Raw genomic sequence first — 18,362 nt, forward strand, 5'->3', positions numbered from 1 at the left:
AAAGTCTCTTAGAACGTACCGGGGTAGGCGCCGCCGTCGATCAGCAGGTTCTGCCCGGTGAGGTAACCGGCCTGCGCACTGCACAGGAAGGCGCAGGCGGCGCCGAACTCGTCCGGCGTGCCGAAGCGGCCGGCGGGAATCTGCTGGCGGCGGCGTTCGGCCACTTCGCCAGCATCGCCGTCCTTGCCCGCGCTGTGGGCGAAGTTGGCGCGCAGGCGGTCGGTGTCGAACTGGCCGGGCAGCAGGTTGTTGATGGTGACGTTGTGGGCCACGGTGCGGCGCGACAGGCCGGCGACGAAACCGGTCAGGCCGCTGCGCGCGCCGTTGGACAGCGCCAGGATGTCGATCGGGGCCTTCACCGCCGACGAGGTGATGTTGACGATGCGGCCGAAGCCACGCTCGATCATCGCGTCGACGGTGGCGCGGATCAGCGCGATCGGCGCCAGCATGTTGGCGTCCAGCGCGGCGATCCAGTCGTCGCGCTCGAAATTGCGGAAATCACCGGGCGGCGGACCACCGGCGTTGTTGACCAGGATGTCCACCTGCGGGCATGCGGCCAGTGCCGCAGCACGGCCGGCCTCGGTGGTGACATCGGCGGCAACCGCGCGCACCTCGGCAGCGCCGGGCATGGCACGCAGTTCTTCAGCGGCGGCCTGCAGCGCAGCGTCACCACGGGCCACGATCATCACGTTGACGCCCTCGCGCACCAGCGCACGCGCGCAACCCAGGCCCAATCCCTTGCTGGCGCCGCAGACCAGTGCCCAGCGGCCGTTGATGCCCAGATCCATGCGTCAGTCCTGCGGAATTCGGAAGGTGCTCATTGTCCGCCATCAGCCGGCGACAGGGCGGCAACGAAGTGTTGCAGGGCGGCGGCTACTTCGTCGGCATGGCCAAGGAACGGCGCGTGGCCGCCGTGGGCGATGGTCAGCGCCTGCGCACCCGGGGCCAGTGCTGCGGCGGCCTGCATCGCCACCGGAGACACCAGCCGGTCACGCTGGCCGGCGATCCACAGGCTGGGCTTGCCCAGCGTTGGCAGTGCGCCGCGCAGGTCAGTGCTTTCGAGCAGGCGCAGGCCTTCCAGCAGGGCGCGTTCGGTGGGCGCACCGCGCTCGACCAGGCGCTGGCGCAGCGTGCGCAGCTCCTCGCGGGCGTGCGCCGAACCCATCACGTCCAGCGCGAGGAAGCGTTCCAGCGTGCCGCCGAAGTCGGTCGCCAGCTCGCGGCCGAACTGCTCGAACACCGCCGGCTCCACCGCGTGCAGCCAGTCTTCGCCTCGCACGAAGCGCGGCGTGGCGGCGATCATCGCCAGCCCGCGCACCTTTGGCAGCGTGGCCGCCGCGTGCAATGCGAACAGGCCGCCCAGTGACCAGCCGCACCACACCGCCGGCGGCGTAGCCGCGGCAATGGCACCGACCACGAACGGCAGGCGCAGCGGCGTGGCGTCCTCGCGGCTGTGCCCATGGCCGGGCAGGTCGACAAGGTGCAGGGTGAACTGGTCCGCAAGCCGCTGCACCAGCGGCGCGAACACGCCGCCCTGCAGGGCCCAACCGTGGATCAGCACCAGGTCCGGCCCACGGCCGGTGACGTCAATATGCATGGGCAACGACACGGAACTCAGGCAAAGACAGGCAGCGGCGGTGGCGCGGCTTCACGCACGGCCAGGGCCACGCGTTCGCGCGCGCTGGTAATGGCCTCGACCAGGCCACGCACCTGTTCCGGGGTGTGCAGCGCGGACAGCGTCACCCGCAGGCGCGCCTTGCCTTCCGGCACGGTCGGCGGGCGGATCGCACCGACCAGCCAGCCGGTCTGTTCCAGCGCCGTGGACATGGCCACGGCGGTGTGGTCATCGCCGCACAGCAGCGGCTGGATCGGCGTGTCCGAAGCCATCAGGTCCAGCCCATGGCGGCGTGCTTCGCTGCGGAACAGCGCGATCAGGTCTGCCAGTTTGGAACGGCGCCAGTTGTCCCTGCGCGCCAGGCGCACCGCTTCAAGCGCAGCGGCGGCCATCGCTGGTGGCACGGCGGTGGTGTAGATGTACGGGCGTGCGGTTTCGGCCAGATGCTCGATCAGGTCGTCGCGGCCCAGCACCAGTGCACCGGAACCGCCCAGTGCCTTGCCCAGCGTGACCAGCTGCAGCGGCACATCGTCCACGCCCAGTCCGGCGGCGGCCACGGCACCCCGGCCATCACCGACCACGCCTACACCGTGCGCATCATCCACATAGAACAGCGCCTGCTGCAGGCGTGCCACAAGCGACAATGCACGCAGCGGTGCGATGTCGCCATCCATGCTGAAAACACCATCGGTGGCCAGCATTGCCGCGCCATCGGGCGCATGCTTGAGCTGACGCATTGCGCCTTCCGCATCCAGGTGCGGATAACGGCGCAGGCGTGCACCGGCCAACCGGGTGGCATCGAGCAGGCTGGCGTGGTTGAGCTTGTCCTGTACGCAGACATCGTTCTCTTCGCTCAGCAGCGCCTGCTGCACCGCCAGGTTGGCGGCGAAGCCACTGCCGAACAGCAGCGCACGCGGATAGCCAAGCCATTCGGCCACCTCGCGTTCCAGCGCCTCATGCAGGGCATGATGGCCGCAGACCAGGTGCGAGGCACCGGCGCCAGCGCCTTCGCGTGCGGCGGCGTCCTGCAGCGCGTTGACCACGCTGAACTGCTGGGCCAGGCCGAGGTAGTCGTTGCTGCAGAAGCCGGTCAGCCACTGGCCGTCCACTTCCAGGCGCACGCCATCGCGACGGGTGACCGTGCGTCGCGGGCGGCGACGGCCTTGGGCATCGCGCAGGGCGCGCTGGGCGTGGAGGCGGGCGGTCAGGTCGGGGCGGGCCATGGTGGCTGAATGCGTCGACGGGGCGGCTAGGGTAGCGCGTTGCCGCGGCGCCTGCTTGCGGCCCGTCTCAGGCCGCGTGAGCGCAGCCGCAGCCGGGCGTATCGGCACTGATATCGGCGTGCACGGTGCCGCCGTGGTCGTGGCCCTCGGCATCCACCTGCACCGCCATCGGCTGCAGGCCCAGCCGGGCGAACAAAGCCAGGTCGCGCTCGCTCTCCGGGTTGCCGGTGGTCAGCAGCTTGTCGCCATAGAAGATCGAATTGGCACCGGCAAGGAAACACAGCGCCTGCAGTTCGTCGCTCATGGCTTCGCGCCCGGCCGACAGCCGCACCATCGAGCGCGGCATGGCGATGCGCGCCACTGCAATCATGCGCACGAACTCGAACGGGTCCAGCTCGGCACTGCCATGCAGCGGCGTGCCCGCCACCTGTACCAGCTTGTTGATCGGCACCGAATCGGGGTGTGCCGGCAACGTGGCCAGCGCCAGCAGCAGGCCGACGCGCTGCGCGCGCGTCTCGCCCATGCCGACGATGCCACCGCAGCAGGTCTTCAGGCCGGCATCGCGCACGTGCTCCAGCGTATCCAGACGGTCCTGGTACTGGCGCGTGTGGATGATCGAATCGTAGTAGTCCGGCGCGGTGTCGAGGTTGTGGTTGTAGTAGTCCAGGCCCGCATCCTTCAGCGCACGCGCCTGCTCGCCACTGAGCATGCCCAGCGTGGCGCAGGTCTCCAGCCCCAGTGCCTTCACCCCGGCGATCATCGCCGCCACCTTCGGAATGTCGCGGTCCTTCGGCGATCGCCACGCGGCACCCATGCAGAAGCGCGATGCACCGGCGGCCTTGGCCTGGCGCGCCTTGGCCAGCACCGCGTCGGTCTCCATCAGCTTCTGCGCATTCACCCCGGTGCTGTAGCGCTGCGCCTGCGGGCAGTACGCGCAGTCTTCCGGGCAGCCTCCGGTCTTCACCGACAACAGCGTGGACACCTGCACCTGCGCCGGATCGAAGTGCTCGCGGTGCACCGCGGCGGCGCGGAACAGCAGCTCGGGAAACGGCAGATCGAACAGCGCCTGCAGTTCGTCGTGTTGCCAGTCGTGGCGGATGGCAGCAGCCATGGCGGGACCTTGGATACGAGTGGAGCGAGGGCGGCAGTGTGGGTGGGCGCGGGGAGGCTGTCAACCATTTGAATTTTAATTTGGTTTACGGGTCATCGGCGCAATAGAGCATCGAGCGAAGCGCCGCATTTCACCGCATGCTGCAAGGTGTCCAGCCACAGTGCCTGCTGCACAACGTAAGTGCTGGCGCGCAGACTCTTTCCCATGTTTGATCTTTACCGCCTTCGTGGCCGCATCACCGCGCTGGTCCTCAGCGAGGCCTGGCGCCGCCGCGCCGCGCTGTGGGGCGGCGCGGTGGCCGTGGCACTGGTGGCGATCCTGTTTGCCAAGGCCAGCGATGCGGCCTTCCATCTGTTCCAGCGCATCACCTCGCACTCGCCGTGGTGGGCCCTGCTGCTCACGCCGGGCATCTTCGCGCTGCTGGCCTGGCTCACTTCCGGCGTGCTGAAGCCCACGCGGGGCAGCGGCATTCCGCAGGTCATCGCTGCGCTGGACAAGGCCGATGAGCCGTTCCGGAAAGCCAACCTTTCCCCAGCGGTTTCGGCCGGCAAGCTGCTGCTGACCTCGCTGTCGCTGCTGGGGGGCGCATCGGTCGGGCGCGAGGGGCCCACCGTGCACGTAGGCGCAAGCCTGATGTATCTGTTCGGCCGCTGGTTCGGCTTCAAGGATCCCCGCGAGCTCTCGCACTTCCTGTTGGCCGGGGGTGCGGCGGGTATCGCGGCGGCGTTCAACACGCCGCTGGCCGGCATCGTCTTCGCCATCGAAGAGCTCAGCGGCCGCTTCGAGCATCGCTTCTCAGGCACATTGCTGACGGCGGTGATCGTCGGTGGCGTGGTGTCGCTGGGCCTGCTGGGCAACTACACCTACTTCGGCCATGTGAGCGCACGCCTGCCGCTCGGCCAGGGCTGGTTGGCGATCCTGCTGTGCGGCGTGGTGGCGGGCCTGCTGGGCGGGCTGTTCGCACGTGCGGTACTGGCCAGCGCGGCGGGCCGTCCGCGTTGGCTGGGGCAGCTGCGGCAGCGGCATCCGGTACTGCTGGCCGCGGGCTGCGGCCTGGTGGTGGTCGTGCTGGCCCTGGTGTTCGGCCAAGGCGCGTTCGGCACCGGTTACGAACAAGCGCGCAGCCTGGTGCAGGGCCAGGCGCTGGTCGGCCACGAGTTCGGGTTGATGAAGCTGCTGGCCAACCTGGCCTCGTACGTGGCGGGCATTCCCGGTGGCCTGTTCTCACCTGCGTTGGCGGTCGGCGCGGGACTCGGCCACAACCTGTCAGTGCTGATGCCGGGTGTGGACCCGCGCGCGTTCGTGTTGCTGGGCATGTGCGCCTACCTGACCGGTGTGACCCAGGCGCCACTGACCTCGGCGGTGATCTCGCTGGAGCTGACCGACAGCGGCGATCTGCTGCTGCCGATTCTGGCCACGGTGCTGATCGCGCGTGGTGTGTCCGGGCTGGTGTGCCGCGTGCCGATCTACCGCGGGTTGGCGGAGTTGTTGATGGCGCCGAAAACGGCTGAAGATGTGGCTGTCGAGGCGCCTGCTGTGCGAACCTCCCGCACCCGCGAAAATGGAGATGACTAGGAGCAATGCAGCCTGGAGCAGCAATTCTCCTCCCAGAGGAGGTGTTGGCGACGTTACGGTGCTACTTCGTGACCGATGATGGCTCGCTTCCGGAAGTGGAGCTCGCGTACCGTGAGGCCGCCGGAACGGCCGATGCGTTCGCCTATCTGTTTGCCTGCGGTGCCCGCGTCGCGGGTTCTGGAAGCGTGCAGCTCTGGCACCGTGCGGAAGATCTTGGTCAGCCGTTCATGGGACCGGGCGACGCGCGACGCGTTCTCCAGGACGAAGTGGAACCCTTCCATGTCGGCCTTGCAGACATTGCCTGCGGCGGCGTTCTTCTGCCAGAACTGGCTGTGCTCGTCATGCGCCATGGGTTGACGCTCGATTACCGCATGGGAGCGTCATGGGGCCAGCGGGAGGTCCAGGCCTTCCTGCTCCTTCTGCACCAGTTGCAGCGGCGGGGTGGCGTGATGACTGTTCCCTGGTGGGGTGAAGAGGGCCAGCACAGGTTCGAAACCGCGTTGGCAGCCGTTGAGATTTCTTGAGCGGGTTTTGTCGCGAGGCAGGCACGCAACGGATAGACAACGATCATTGCTTCAATCAATGCGATCAATCAGCCCTCCATCTTCACTCCAGCAGTGAAGCTGATTCCGCGTTGCACCGTCTACCGGATGCCACGCGCGACGCAGAAGATGCGTCGACGCCGGGGCTGCACCCGGACCTGCATCGAGAGCGCGACCATGATCAACTGCCGTATCCGCAGCCTGGCGGCTGCCGTCCTGGCCCTGGCCAGTTCCCCCGCGCTGGCGATGTCCGGCGCGCCCCTGCTGCCCAGCGAGCGCAGCATCGGCACCCTCGAGCCGGTGGCGCGTTTCGAAGGTGCCATGCCCACCAGCGTGGCGGTATCTGAAACCGGGCGGATCTTCGTCAACTTCCCGCGCTGGGGCGATGAGGTGGTCTACAGCGTGGCCGAATGGCGCGACGGCCGCGCCGTTCCCTATCCGGATGCGCGCATCAACCGCAAGGACGGTCCCGATCCGGCGGCCCATTTCATCAGCGTGCAGAGCGTGGTGGCCGATGGTCAGGGCCGGTTGTGGGTGCTGGATACCGCCGCGCCCGGGTTCTCTGCGCCACAGGCCGGCGGTGCCAAACTGGTGGCGATCGACCTTGCCACCAACACCGTGGCCAGGACGCTGGTGTTCCCGGCCAACGTCATCGACGCGCGCACCTATGTCAACGATGTGCGCTTCGATTTCCGTGTTGGCCGCGAGGGCGTGGCCTACGTGACCGACTCGTCGCTGAGCGGTATCGGCGGCATCATCGTGATCGACCTCGCCACTGGCGCCGCGTCCAAGCGCCTGGTCGGCCACGTGTCCACCTCGGCCGATCCCGCCTTCGTGCCGATCGTGGAGGGGCGGCAGATGCGGCTGCGTAACGCCGATGGTTCGTCGGCGCCGTTCACCGTGGCCGCCGATGGCATCGCCCTGTCGCCCGATGGCGGCACCCTGTTCTACACACCCTTGTCCAGCCGTCATCTGTACAGCGTGCCGACCGCGCTGCTGCGCGACCCGAAGCTGAGTGAAGCGGAACTGGCGGCAGCGGTGGTCGACCTGGGCGACAAGGGCGCCTCCGATGGCATGGAGATGGACGCCAACGGGCGGTTGTATGCCAGCGACTACGAGCACAACGCCATCCATGCCCGCGACGCGCAGGGGCGATGGACGACGGTGGTGCACGACCCGCGCATCCTGTGGCCGGATACGCTGTCGATGGGGCCGGACGGCTATCTGTATTTCACCGCCAACCAGCTGCATCGACAGGCCGGCTTCAATGGTGGCGTGGATCGCCGGCAGACGCCGTACATGGTGTATCGCACCCGGGTGGATGCGAGGCCTGCGCCAACGCGGTGAAGTGCTCCGTAAACGGGTAAAGATGCCTACAGGTCAAGGAGCGTGCGTCTGATGGCCTCGGGGCACCGGCACGGTCACGCTGTAGCGCATGCCGGCCCTGTTCAAGTCCACTCGCCTCCTGCAGGCGGCACTTCGCGTGGTGCTACCGCTGCGCTGCCTGGTCTGTGGTGATCCTGGCCACGATGAACTTGACCTGTGCCGCGCCTGCTTTGCAGAACTGCCCTGGGCCGGTCGTGCCTGCCTGCGCTGCGCACTCCCGCTACCCGGGAACGCCCTGATCGTCTGCGGGATCTGTCGTGAGGAGGTGCCGCCGCAGGCCGCCACACATGCCAGCCTGCTGTACCTTCCACCCGTCGATCAGCTGCTGGTGCGCTACAAGTTCCATCAGGATCTGGCGGCAGGTCGCCTGCTTGCGCAGCTGATGCAGCGCGCACCACCCCCCTGGTCGTGCGCGCCGCTGGTGCCGGTGCCGCTGCATGGGCGGCGCCTGCGCCAGCGCGGCTACAACCAGGCCGCCGAACTGTGCCGGTTGCTGCCGATGCCGGTCTGGCAGGGCCTCTACCGGCGCCACCACACCGCGCCGCAGTCCGAGCGCAGCGCAGAACAGCGCAGGGACAACCTCTTTGACGCATTCGGCACGCGCTTGTCGCCGCCGACACGGCTGACCGTGGTGGACGATGTGATGACCACCGGCAGCACAGTGATGGAGATCGCCGAGACGTTGCGGCTGGCCGGTGCCAGGGACGTGCGTGTATGGGTGTGCGCACGGGTGCCGTAACGGCCGCAGCGATTGACGACGTATGACGGCTGCTGAAGGATGCCCATCCTTCAGCGTGTGGTGCTCGACTGCGTCGCCGCAATGGGTACACGGATGCAAAGACCCTAAAGTTCCGCGCACTCCCGCCGATAGCGGTTGGCGGTCGAGTCGGTGCTGGCCGCATGTTCTCTCTGCACGATGTCTGTTCACAGCCCCAGGTCTGTACCAATGCTGGACAAGGAAGTCGTTGATGGGTAACAGAAAAGCAGGATGCGGCGTGCGTGCCGTTCTGGGCACCGCGGGACTGTTGTGGATCGGCGTCGTGCATGCACAGTCGGCCAGTCCCTCGTTCGCCGAGCAGCAGGAACTGCGCGAACGCGCCGAGCGCGAGGCGCGCGAGCGTGAGCAGCGGCAGGCATTGCCGGATGTATCACGCGAACAGCCGGCCGCTGCCACCGATCTGCATTCGCTGGAACTGCCGGACGAAGAACCGTGCTTCACCCTGCAGCAGCTGCAGCTTGACGGCGCGCATCTGGGGCAGTTCGCGTTCCTGCAGCGCTATCTCGACCGCTACCGTGGCCGCTGCGTGGGCCAGCAGGGCATCGCGCTGATCGTGCGGCGTGCTTCGGATCTGGCGCTGGCCAAGGGCTACGTGACCACCCGCATCGGCCTGCCCGAGCAGAGCCTGGGCAGCGGAACCCTGCGCCTGCAGCTGGTGCCGGGCGTGATCCGGCAGATCCGCTTCAACGCAGAAGAGATACCCGATTCGATGTGGAAGAGTGCGTTTCCCGCGCGGCCGGGGGACGTGCTCAATCTGCGCGCGTTGGAACAGGGCCTGGAGCAGCTCAAGCGCGTTCCGTCGCAGGACGTGAACATGGAACTGGTGCCGGGCGAGGCGCCCGGCGAGTCGGACGTGGTCATCAGCATCCGCCACGGCAAGCGATGGCGTGCCTCGGTGTCGCTGGATGATGCCGGCAGCCGTGCGACCGGAAAGCAGCAGGTCGGCGCGACCGCGTGGGTAGACAACCTGGCTCGCGTCAACGACCTGCTCAGCATTGGCGTCAGCAGCGACGGCAGTGCCGACAAGGGCCGGGGTACCCACGGCTTCAATGCATCGTGGTCGGTGCCGCTGGGCAACTGGCGTTTCAGCACCAGCACCTACAGCTCGCGCTACAAGCAGACCATCGCCAGCAACGCCGACACGTTCGCCAGCACCGGCACCTCCAGCAACGTCGACCTGGCCGTGGAACGGCTGCTGGTGCGTGGCCAGAGCTACCGCAGCGGCATCGAGCTGCGCGTGGCGCAACGGTCGTCGCACAGCTACGTGGAAGGCGTGGAGATCGAAGGCCAGCGCCGGCGTACCACCTCGGTCGAGCTGGCGCTGCTGCACCGCCAGTACCTGGGGCGGGTCCAGGCAGATATCCGCCTGGCGCACCGCCGCGGCGTGCCGTGGCTGGGAGGCGATGGTGACGCCGTGGGCCGTGATGACCTGGCGCCGACGTTCCGCTATGGGCTGACCACGCTGGATATCGGCGCCGGTGGCGCCCTGACATCCGGGCCGCGTCCGCTGGCATGGAACACCGCGCTCCGCTACCAGTGGAGCAAGGACACGCTGTACGGCTCGGAGTTCATCAGCGTCGGTGGCCGCTATACCGTCAACGGCTTCGACGGCGAGGTGCCACTCGGCGGCAGCCGTGGCGGCTACTGGCGCAACAGCATCAGCTGGATGGCACATCGCGCCATCGCGCCCTATGCGGGCATCGATATCGGCCACATCGAGCGCGACGACCGCCAGGGTATCGGCGGCGGAACCCTCAGCGGCGCCCACCTGGGTGCACGTGGCGAGCTGGGCGGATTGGCGTGGGATGGCTTCGTCGGCGTACCGATGAGCCGCCCGGCGTGGCTCAAGCATGAGGCACGCGGTCACGTGATCGGATTCCGCGCGTCCTGGCAGTTCTGATTCGACTGGAAGCACCGTCGCCACGTGGCGACGTGATCGGGTTGTTGTGTGTGCAGTTCCCCCCTGGGTTGATGGAAGCACCTGGCATGAAGAACGTATTCCGCAGTCTGTCCCTGTCCGCTTCGGGCGCCGGTTGGGCCACGCGCCTGCGCACCGCGATGGCGAGCGCCACGCTGGCATTGGCGTTCCTGGCCCCGGGCAGCTCGTTTGCCCAGGTGCAGGTACAGGCCGGCGAGCAGGCGCGGGCCGACCAGGCGGCGAACGGCGTGCCGGTCATCCAGATCAACCGGCCCAACGCGGGCGGCGTATCGCACAACCGCTTCCAGGACTACAACGTCGGGCGCGAGGGGCAGATCCTCAACAACAGCGCGAGCACCGTGCAGACCCAACTGGGTGGCTACATCCAGGGCAACGGCAACCTGCAGCCGGGCCAGTCGGCACGATTGATCCTCAATGAGGTGACATCCACCAATGCATCGCGCCTGCAGGGCCACATCGAGGTGGCGGGGCGCTCGGCGGCGGTGATCGTCGCCAACCCCAATGGCATCACCTGCGATGGCTGCGGCTTCATCAATACCACCCGTGGCACGCTGACCACCGGCACCCCGGTGTTCGGCAACGATGGCAGCCTGTCTGCGTTCCGGGTGTCGCGCGGAACGATCCGCCTGGAAGGCAACGGCCTGGATGCCGGCAACCTGGAAGGCGTCGACCTGCTGGCCCGCGCGGTGCAGCTCAACGCGGGCCTTTGGGCGCGCCAGGTGAACGTGGTCACCGGCGCCAACCAGATCGATGCCCAGACCCTGGCGACGCAGGCGATCACCGGAGAAGGCGAACGCCCGCAGTTCGGCCTGGATGTTGCCGCCCTCGGGGGCATGTACGCAGGCAAGATCCGGTTGGTCGGTACCGAGGCCGGCGTGGGCGTGCGCAGCACGGGCCAGATGGTGGCCGACGCAGGCGACTTCATCCTGACCCAGGCCGGCGATGTCCGCCTGAGCGGACGCACGGCGGCCGCAGGCCGCCTGCAGATCGAAACCGACGGTGACCTGAAGGCCGACGGTACCCAGTACGCGCAGGGGGATCTTCAGATCCGTGCCCGGCAGGCGTCGCTTGCCGGTTCCACGTCGGCGGGCGCTGCGATGGCCGTACGCGCCAACCAGAATCTGGACCTGGCCGGCAGCGCGCAGGCCGCACAGATGCAGCTGGACGCCGGTGGCACGCTGACCCTGGCTGACACGGTGAAGAGCGCGGGCAGCATCGCGCTGGCTGCCGCACAGGTGCAGAACCATGCACAGGTGACCGCAGGCGCCGGGCTTGCCGTGCGCGCCGACACGCTGGCGCAGGACAAGGGCGCGCGCCTGGGCGCGCAGGCGCTGGACGTGCAGGCCCGCCAGGTGGACAACGCCGGCCTGCTGCTGGGCAACCAGGGCGTACGGATGCAGGCCGCGCAGCTGCACAACGCCGGCCAGCTGTACAGCGACGCCGACGTCGAACTCGATGCGGCCAGCATCGACAACGAGGGCATCATCGGTGCCGGTGCCAACCTGCGTGCAGCGGCCGACCGCATCACCCAGCTGAAGGACGCCGAGCTGTCTGCGGGCGGGCTGCTGAAGATCCAGGCGCACCAGCAGCTGGACAACGCCGGACGCATCCTCTCCGAGCAGGCGCTGGAACTGTCTGCCGGCGGCGTGGACAACCAAGGCACCCTTGAGGCCCACCAGGCCACGCTGACGGTCGACCGTCTGCGCAACAGCGGCACGCTGCAGGCGGTGGACCTGCTGGCATTGAAGTCCAACGCACGCATCGACAATGACACCACCGGCAGCATCCAGGGGGGCAAGGGCCTGCAGGTCGACGCCGATGTGCTGGACAACGCCGGCATCATCGGCAGCGCAGCCGATGCCCGCCTGTCCGTTGCCACGCTCGACAACCGCAACCGGCTTGAAGCCGGCGGCACCCTGACCCTGCAGGGCGGCGTCCTGCGCCAGCAGGCGGCCGCCACGGCGCTGGCACGCGTGGTGGCCGTGGACGTGCAGAAGATCATCAACGACGGTCGCCTGCATGGCCAGCAGGCAATGGACCTGCGCACCACTGAGCTGAGCAACAGTGGTGTGATCTACGGTCGCGACCGCTCACAGCTGCGCACCACCACATTGGACAATGCCGGCGTGATCGCCAGCGATGGCGCGCTTGACGTGCGCACCGACGCGCTGCACAACCGCGCCGGCGGCAACCTGTCCAGTGCGCAGTCGCTGCAGCTGGATGCGGTGACGCTGGACAACGCCGGCAACGTGTTCGCCAAGGGAGCACTGACGGCCAAGGCCGATGTGATCGACAACCGTGGCGACCTCTATGGCGCCGGCGATGTCGATGTCACCGTGCGCGATTCGCTGGACAACCAGGGCAGCCTGGTGGCCGGCCAGACGTTGCAGGTGCGGGGCCAGACCCTGCGCAGCGAGGGTGAACTGGGCAGCGAGCGCGGCAACGTGCAGCTCAGCAGTGACCAGGCCCTGGTGCTGGGCGGGCGCACGTTGGCGGCCGGCACACTGACCGCGCACGCGGGCGGCAGCCTGGAGCAGTCGGGCAAGGTCTTTGCGCAGCAGGGCGTCGTGCTGTCCGCCGATGCCGGCGTGACGCTGAAGGGAACGATCGACAGCGCCGCTGATCTGCAGGTGCGCAGCGATGGCGACCTGGACAACCAGGCGGCGTTGTTCGCCAGCGGCGCGCTGTCGCTGCAGGCTGCGCAGGCACTGCGCACTGCGGCCGACGTTCAGGCGCGCACCGTCACGCTGCAGGCCGCCCAGGCCAGCAATCGCGGGCGCGTGCTGGCCTCGGGTGACATCGAATTGCGGGCGGGGCAGATCGACAACAGCGGCGTGATCGTGGCGGGCCTGCTGGCCGACGGCAAGGTCGGCAGCACCGGCAGCGTCACCCTTGATGCGCGTCAGCAGCTGCGCAACGCCGGCCAGATCAACGCCGGCCAGCAGGTTCACCTGCTGGGCGACAGCCTGCTGCTGGAGGGTGGCCAGGTCTGGTCCGGTGGCACCCTGCTGGCGCAGGCACGCAGCGGTGAGTGGCGCAATATCGGTGGCAGCCTGGCCGCCATCGGTCTGCTCGACCTGCGTGCCACCGACCTGCTGCGCAATGCGGGCAGCCTGCAGGGCACGCGCATCGGCCTGTTGGCGGCCGCGCTGGACAACAGCGCCGGCGAACTGCTGCAGACCGGCACCGATCCGTTCGAGCTGAGCCTGTCAGGCGCGCTGCGCAACACCGGCGGGCGCATCGCTGCCAACGCCGGCAATGTCCATCTGCGGGCGGCGCAGCTGCTGAACCAGGGCGGCCGCATCGAGCATGCGGGCACGGGTGTGCTGAAGATCGAGACCGGCACGCTGGACAACAGCAGTGCCGGCCTGATCGTCGGCAACGGCGAGGCGGACGTGGCCGTTGCCGGTCGCCTCGACAACAGCGGCGGTACGCTGACCGCGGGCACCGGTGCCCGCGTGGCTGGTACGGAGATCGTCAACACCGGTGGCAGGCTCGATGCTGGCGGCAACCTTACCGTGGACGCTGCCGGGGCGTTGGACAACCGCACTGGCACCATCGTGCAGCGCGGCTCCGGCCAGCTGCAGGTGCTGGCCTCCCAGCTGGACAACAGCAATGGCCTGCTGGGGGCCGAGGGCAATGCGCGCGTGACCAGCCGCACGGGCGACCTGCGCAACGTGGATGGCAACCTGTACGCCCGCCAGCAACTCGCGCTCGACGTGGCCGGTGCGCTGGCCAACCAGCGTGGCCTGGTCCACGGCGGCACCTCGCTGGATCTGCAGATCCGCCAGGCACTGGACAACAGCCAGGGCAACATCGAAGCACAGGGCGCTGCGAACATCCGCGCTGCCTCAGTGGGCAATCGTGGCGGCCGCATCGTGGCCAACGGCACCGGGCAGCTGTCGCTGGAATCGGCCGCTGCGCTGGACAACCGTGGCGGCACCCTGGGCAGCACCGGTGGTGCGCTGACGCTGACCGCAGGCAGCGTGGACAACCGCGCCGAAGGCGGCCAGGCCAAGCTGGTGGCCGGAACCGACCTGCGCCTGCAGACCGCATCGCTGGACAACGCAGGCAGCATGGTCCACGCCGCCAATACCCTGTACCTGGAGCGCGCCGGCGCACAGGTATTCAACGTTGGTGGCCAGCTCAGCGCAGGCAACCTGCTGCGCCTGGATCTTGCCGCGCTGGACAATAGCAACGGCCGGCTGCTCAGTCGCCAGAGCCAGCTGACGCTGGGCAGCCTGGCCAATGGTGGCGGCGAAATCAGCGCCTATGAAGCACTCGGCGCACGCCTGCAGGCCTTCAGCGGCATCGGCCGCCTGTTCGGCGGCAGCGAGCTGCGCCTGACGCTGGCGGGCGATTACGTGCATGGCAATGGCCAGCGCCTGGAGAGCAACGGGCTGCTGAAGCTGGACGTGGCCGGCGCACTGGTCAACCAGGGGCGCCTGGAGAGCAAGGGCACGCTTGAAGTCTCGGCGGCGCGGATCGAGAACACCGCTGGCGGGCAGTTCAACGCCACGGCAGGCAATGGCAGTGGTCGCGTCGCGCTGAGTACGGCCGGCGATTTCAGCAATGCCGGTCGCGTGGACGGCGATACGGTGGAGGTGTCGGCTGCCAACATCACCAACACCGGCACCGTGATGGGCAACGCGCTGGAACTGCGCGCCTCGCGCATCACCAACGGCCGCGACCTGGGCAACACGCTGGTCGCACGCGATTACAACGAAGGGCTGATGGCGGCCACCGGCCGCATCAACCTGTATGCCAACTACATCGACAACCTCGACGGCGAGCTCTTCAGCCTGGGCGACATCCGCCTGCAGGGCTGGAACGGCGGCAACGCCCAGCAGATCCGCAACCGTTCCGGGCGCATCCAGGCCGAGAACGATCTGATCCTGGCTGCACTGGGCGTGGCCAACGAGCGTCGTGTGCTGGTCACCCAGCACAAGGTCTACAGCGGCAACGAAGGCGCTGCCGACCCGGACAGCGGGACGTTCAGGGTCGACGGCATCGACGGCCCGGCACCGCCGGGCAAGCTGTGCCCGGGCGACTGTGCCGTGCTGGAAGTCTGGACCGAGCACAAGGACCTGGTGCTGGAAGGCACCACCGTCATCGCCGCCAGCGCGGCATCGCAGCTGATTTCCGGTCGCGACATGCAGATGTCCGGCGGCTCGGTCGACAACCGGAACTCGGCCATCGCCGCCGGTCGCAACCTCTCGATCAACGGCCGCGGCTCATCCAACAGCGAAGACCCCAACGACTGGGCCGGCGTGGTCAACAACGAGGCGCTGGCCGGCTACAAGGTGGTCCAGCGCACGTCGACCATCGACTACACCTACCGCCCTTGCCCCAGCCGCTGCGACTTCGAGATCTATGGCGGCAGCCGCGCGCTGGGCACCAGCACGGTCACCAAGCAGGTCACGCTGGCCGGCGGCAATGCCAGCATCACCGCCGGCCGCAAGGTGCAGATCGAGGCGCGCGAGGTCAACAACGCCGTGGTCACCGCGCACAGCGGTGGCACACCGTTGGACGTTGCCGGTTGGCAGGGCAACAACGCCTACGCACCCGAACTGGGCCAGCAGCAGGGCGCCGGCGTGGTCGGCGGCAATGCTGGCGCACCGGGTGCACAGCAGGGCGTGGCCACCGGGCCTGCCAGCGCGCAGGCGCAGGGTGCGGGCACGGCCGGTGATACCGGCTCCCCGGGCCCTGGCCGTGTCACCACGGTGCCGCCGCCGCAGGTGGTGGGCAGCCCGCAGAATCCGCTGCCGGGCCTGTCGCTGCCCAGTGGTGGCCTGTACACGGTCAATCCGGGCAACCAGCGCTGGCTGGTGGAAACCGATCCGCGCTTCGCCAACTTCGGGCAGTGGATCGGCTCGGACTACATGTTCCAGCGCCTGAACCTGGACCCCGACAAGCAGCTGCGTCGGATGGGTGACGACTTCTACGAGCAGCGCCTGGTGATGGAACAGATCACCGGCCTGACCGGGCGTCGCTACCTGGATGCCGACCAGGGCGATGGCATGGGCCAGTACCGTGCCATGATGGATGCCGGCGTGACCGAAGCGGCGCGCCAGCAGCTGAGCGTGGGCGTGGCGCTGTCGGCCGAACAGGTGGCCGCGCTCAACGAAGACATCGTGTGGATGGTCGCCCAGGAAGTGGACGGCCAGAAGGTGCTGGTGCCGGTGGTGTACCTGTCCCAGGCCACCGCCAACCGCCTGCAGCTGGGGGGCGCCGCCATCGCTGGCGAGTCGGTGGAGATCCGCGCCGGCAATGTGTCCAACCAGGGCATGATCCGCGCCGATGATCGATTGACCATCGATACCGGCAGCCTGCTCAACGATCGCGGTGGCATTTCCGCGGGCGGCAATGCCCGCATCACCGCCGTGGAGGACATCCTCAACAACAGCGGCCTGATCCAGGGCGGCAACATAGCCCTGGTGGCCGGCCGTGACCTGAAGAGTGTCAGCGGCATCGACGTGGCCAGCATCCGCAGCGGCGGCAGCCTGGCGCTGGAAGCCGGACGTGACCTGGCACTGGTCGGTTCGCAGACCCGTGCCCGCGGCAACGCGGCGCTGGAGGCCGGCCGCGACCTCAATCTCACCACGCAGATGCAGGGTGATGGAAGCCTGCGTCGCACCACGCTGGACGTGGGCGGCGGCCTGTCGCTGGACGCCGGCCACGATCTGAACCTGACGGCAGTGACCGCCAAGGCCGGCGGCAGCGTCCATGCCACGGCCGGCAACGACATCAACCTCAACGCACTGACCACCACCGAACAGGGCGGCTGGGGCAGCAACCGCTACACGCGCGAAACCCTCAACGCCAGCGGCATCGAGGCCGGTGGCTCGCTGGGCATGCAGGCCGGGCAGGACGTGAACCTGCAGGCCGCGCAGCTCAAGGCCGGCGACGGCCTGGCCGTGGTGGCCGGGCGCGATCTCAACCTGCAGGCCGAAACCACCACCAACACCAGCCAGCAGCAGAGCCGTGGCAAGCGTTTCACGCAGACCACGCAGAGCATGGATGAGACCGTGCACGGCACTTCGCTGCAGGCCGGCGGTGACATTGCGCTGGTGGCCGGGCGCGATGCCAACCTCACTGCCACGCAGGTCGGCAGCACCGACGGCGGCATCAGCATTGCCGCTACGCGCGACGTGAACCTGCTGGCGGCACAGGAGGATCACAGCTGGGAGCAGGAAACCACGCGCAGGAAGAAGGGCCTGCTGTCGAGCAAGACCACCACCACTTACGACGCAACCCGGGACAGTCTGGTGGTGGGCACCACGCTCAGCGGCGAGACGGTGACCATCGGCGCCGGACGTGACGTCGTCGCGCAGGCGGCGCAGGTGGCTGCCACCGGTGATGTGGTGGTGGCCGCCACCCGCGACCTCACCATCGGCACGGCCACCTCCACGCACAGCGAAGAGCATGACAAGACCGTCAAGCGCTCGGGCGTGTTCGGCGGCGGTGGCTTCAACCTGACCATCGGCCAGAGCAAGCTGGAAAAGGGCCTGGAGATCGAGCAGAGCGCGCCACAGGGCAGCCTGATCGGCTCAACCGATGGCCGGGTCAACCTGAGCGCCGGCAACACGCTGCACATCACCGGTTCGGACGTGCTGTCGAAGACCGGTACGCAGCTGGTGGGCGGGCAGGTGGTGATCGACGCGGCACAGGGCACCACTGACGTACACCAGAGCACCAAGCAGAAGAGTGCCGGTATCAACGTCGGGCTGACCGGCGGTGTGGTGGATGCCGCCCTGGCCGCCTACGGTGCGGCCAAGGCGGCCGGCAATGCGCAGGATGATCGCCTGAAGGCGCTGTACGCGGTGCAGGCGGCCAATGCCGCCGCTGGCGTCGGTGGCGCCATGCAGCAAGGCGCTTCCGGCGCCACCGACGGCGTGAGCCTGCGCATCGGCATCGGCGCCTCCAGCTCCAGTGCCAGCCAGACCAGCCACGACCAGTCGGCGGTGGGCAGCACCATCCGCAGCCAGGGCGACGTCAGCATCGTCGCCACCGCCGGTGACCTGAACATCATCGGCAGCCAGGTGAGGGGTGACAACGTGGCGCTGGCCGCGCGGGACAACATCACCCTGCGCAGCGAAGCGGAAGACCACACGCAGTCGTCGAAGAACAAGAGCGGCAGCGGTGAGATCGGCTTCAGCATCGGCGCGCAGACCGGTTGGTACGTGTCTGCCA

General features: G+C 68.4%; 10 protein-coding genes. 6 read left to right on the top strand and 4 right to left on the bottom strand.

Going from position 1 to position 18,362, the window contains the following annotated elements:
• Positions 1–8: 8 nt before the first annotated feature.
• The 4 genes from AC5P9L_RS16335 to bioB form a co-directional block, all read right to left on the bottom strand.
• Positions 9–788, bottom strand: a complete 780-nt coding sequence (locus tag AC5P9L_RS16335; protein WP_111189699.1) for an SDR family oxidoreductase — start codon at positions 786–788, stop codon at positions 9–11.
• A 29-nt stretch (positions 789–817) separates the two neighbouring features.
• Positions 818–1,597 (bottom strand): pimeloyl-ACP methyl ester esterase BioH, encoded by a 780-nt coding sequence (gene bioH, locus AC5P9L_RS16340; RefSeq protein ID WP_111189700.1) that lies wholly within the window; start codon positions 1,595–1,597, stop codon positions 818–820.
• 17 nt (positions 1,598–1,614) lie between these two features.
• Complete coding sequence (gene bioF, locus AC5P9L_RS16345) at positions 1,615–2,838, bottom strand: 8-amino-7-oxononanoate synthase (RefSeq protein ID WP_111189701.1); 1,224 nt, start codon at positions 2,836–2,838, stop codon at positions 1,615–1,617.
• Positions 2,839–2,905: 67 nt separating this feature from the next.
• A complete protein-coding gene (bioB, locus tag AC5P9L_RS16350; protein WP_005411515.1) occupies positions 2,906–3,949 on the bottom strand; it encodes a biotin synthase BioB in 1,044 nt (347 codons plus the stop codon).
• A 204-nt stretch (positions 3,950–4,153) separates the two neighbouring features.
• Between bioB and AC5P9L_RS16355 the strand changes: the two genes are divergently transcribed.
• From AC5P9L_RS16355 to AC5P9L_RS16380, 6 genes are all read left to right on the top strand, one after another.
• Positions 4,154–5,524: a chloride channel protein gene (locus AC5P9L_RS16355; RefSeq protein ID WP_262101807.1), complete on the top strand. Its 1,371-nt coding sequence runs from the start codon at positions 4,154–4,156 to the stop codon at positions 5,522–5,524.
• 68 nt (positions 5,525–5,592) lie between these two features.
• Positions 5,593–6,048 (top strand): hypothetical protein, encoded by a 456-nt coding sequence (locus AC5P9L_RS16360; RefSeq protein ID WP_495230666.1) that lies wholly within the window; start codon positions 5,593–5,595, stop codon positions 6,046–6,048.
• Positions 6,049–6,243: 195 nt separating this feature from the next.
• On the top strand, positions 6,244–7,413 hold the full coding sequence (locus tag AC5P9L_RS16365; RefSeq protein ID WP_262101806.1) for an L-dopachrome tautomerase-related protein: 1,170 nt from the start codon (positions 6,244–6,246) through the stop codon (positions 7,411–7,413).
• 88 nt (positions 7,414–7,501) lie between these two features.
• On the top strand, positions 7,502–8,191 hold the full coding sequence (locus AC5P9L_RS16370) for a ComF family protein (protein ID WP_262101805.1): 690 nt from the start codon (positions 7,502–7,504) through the stop codon (positions 8,189–8,191).
• Positions 8,192–8,447: 256 nt separating this feature from the next.
• A complete protein-coding gene (locus AC5P9L_RS16375) occupies positions 8,448–10,130 on the top strand; it encodes a ShlB/FhaC/HecB family hemolysin secretion/activation protein (RefSeq protein WP_262101804.1) in 1,683 nt (560 codons plus the stop codon).
• A gap of 86 nt (positions 10,131–10,216) precedes the next feature.
• The coding region (locus tag AC5P9L_RS16380) for a two-partner secretion domain-containing protein (RefSeq protein ID WP_495230668.1) at positions 10,217–18,362 on the top strand (8,146 nt) is incomplete at its 3' end.

Source organism: Stenotrophomonas sp. YJH_SMC_64, from assembly GCF_059371375.1.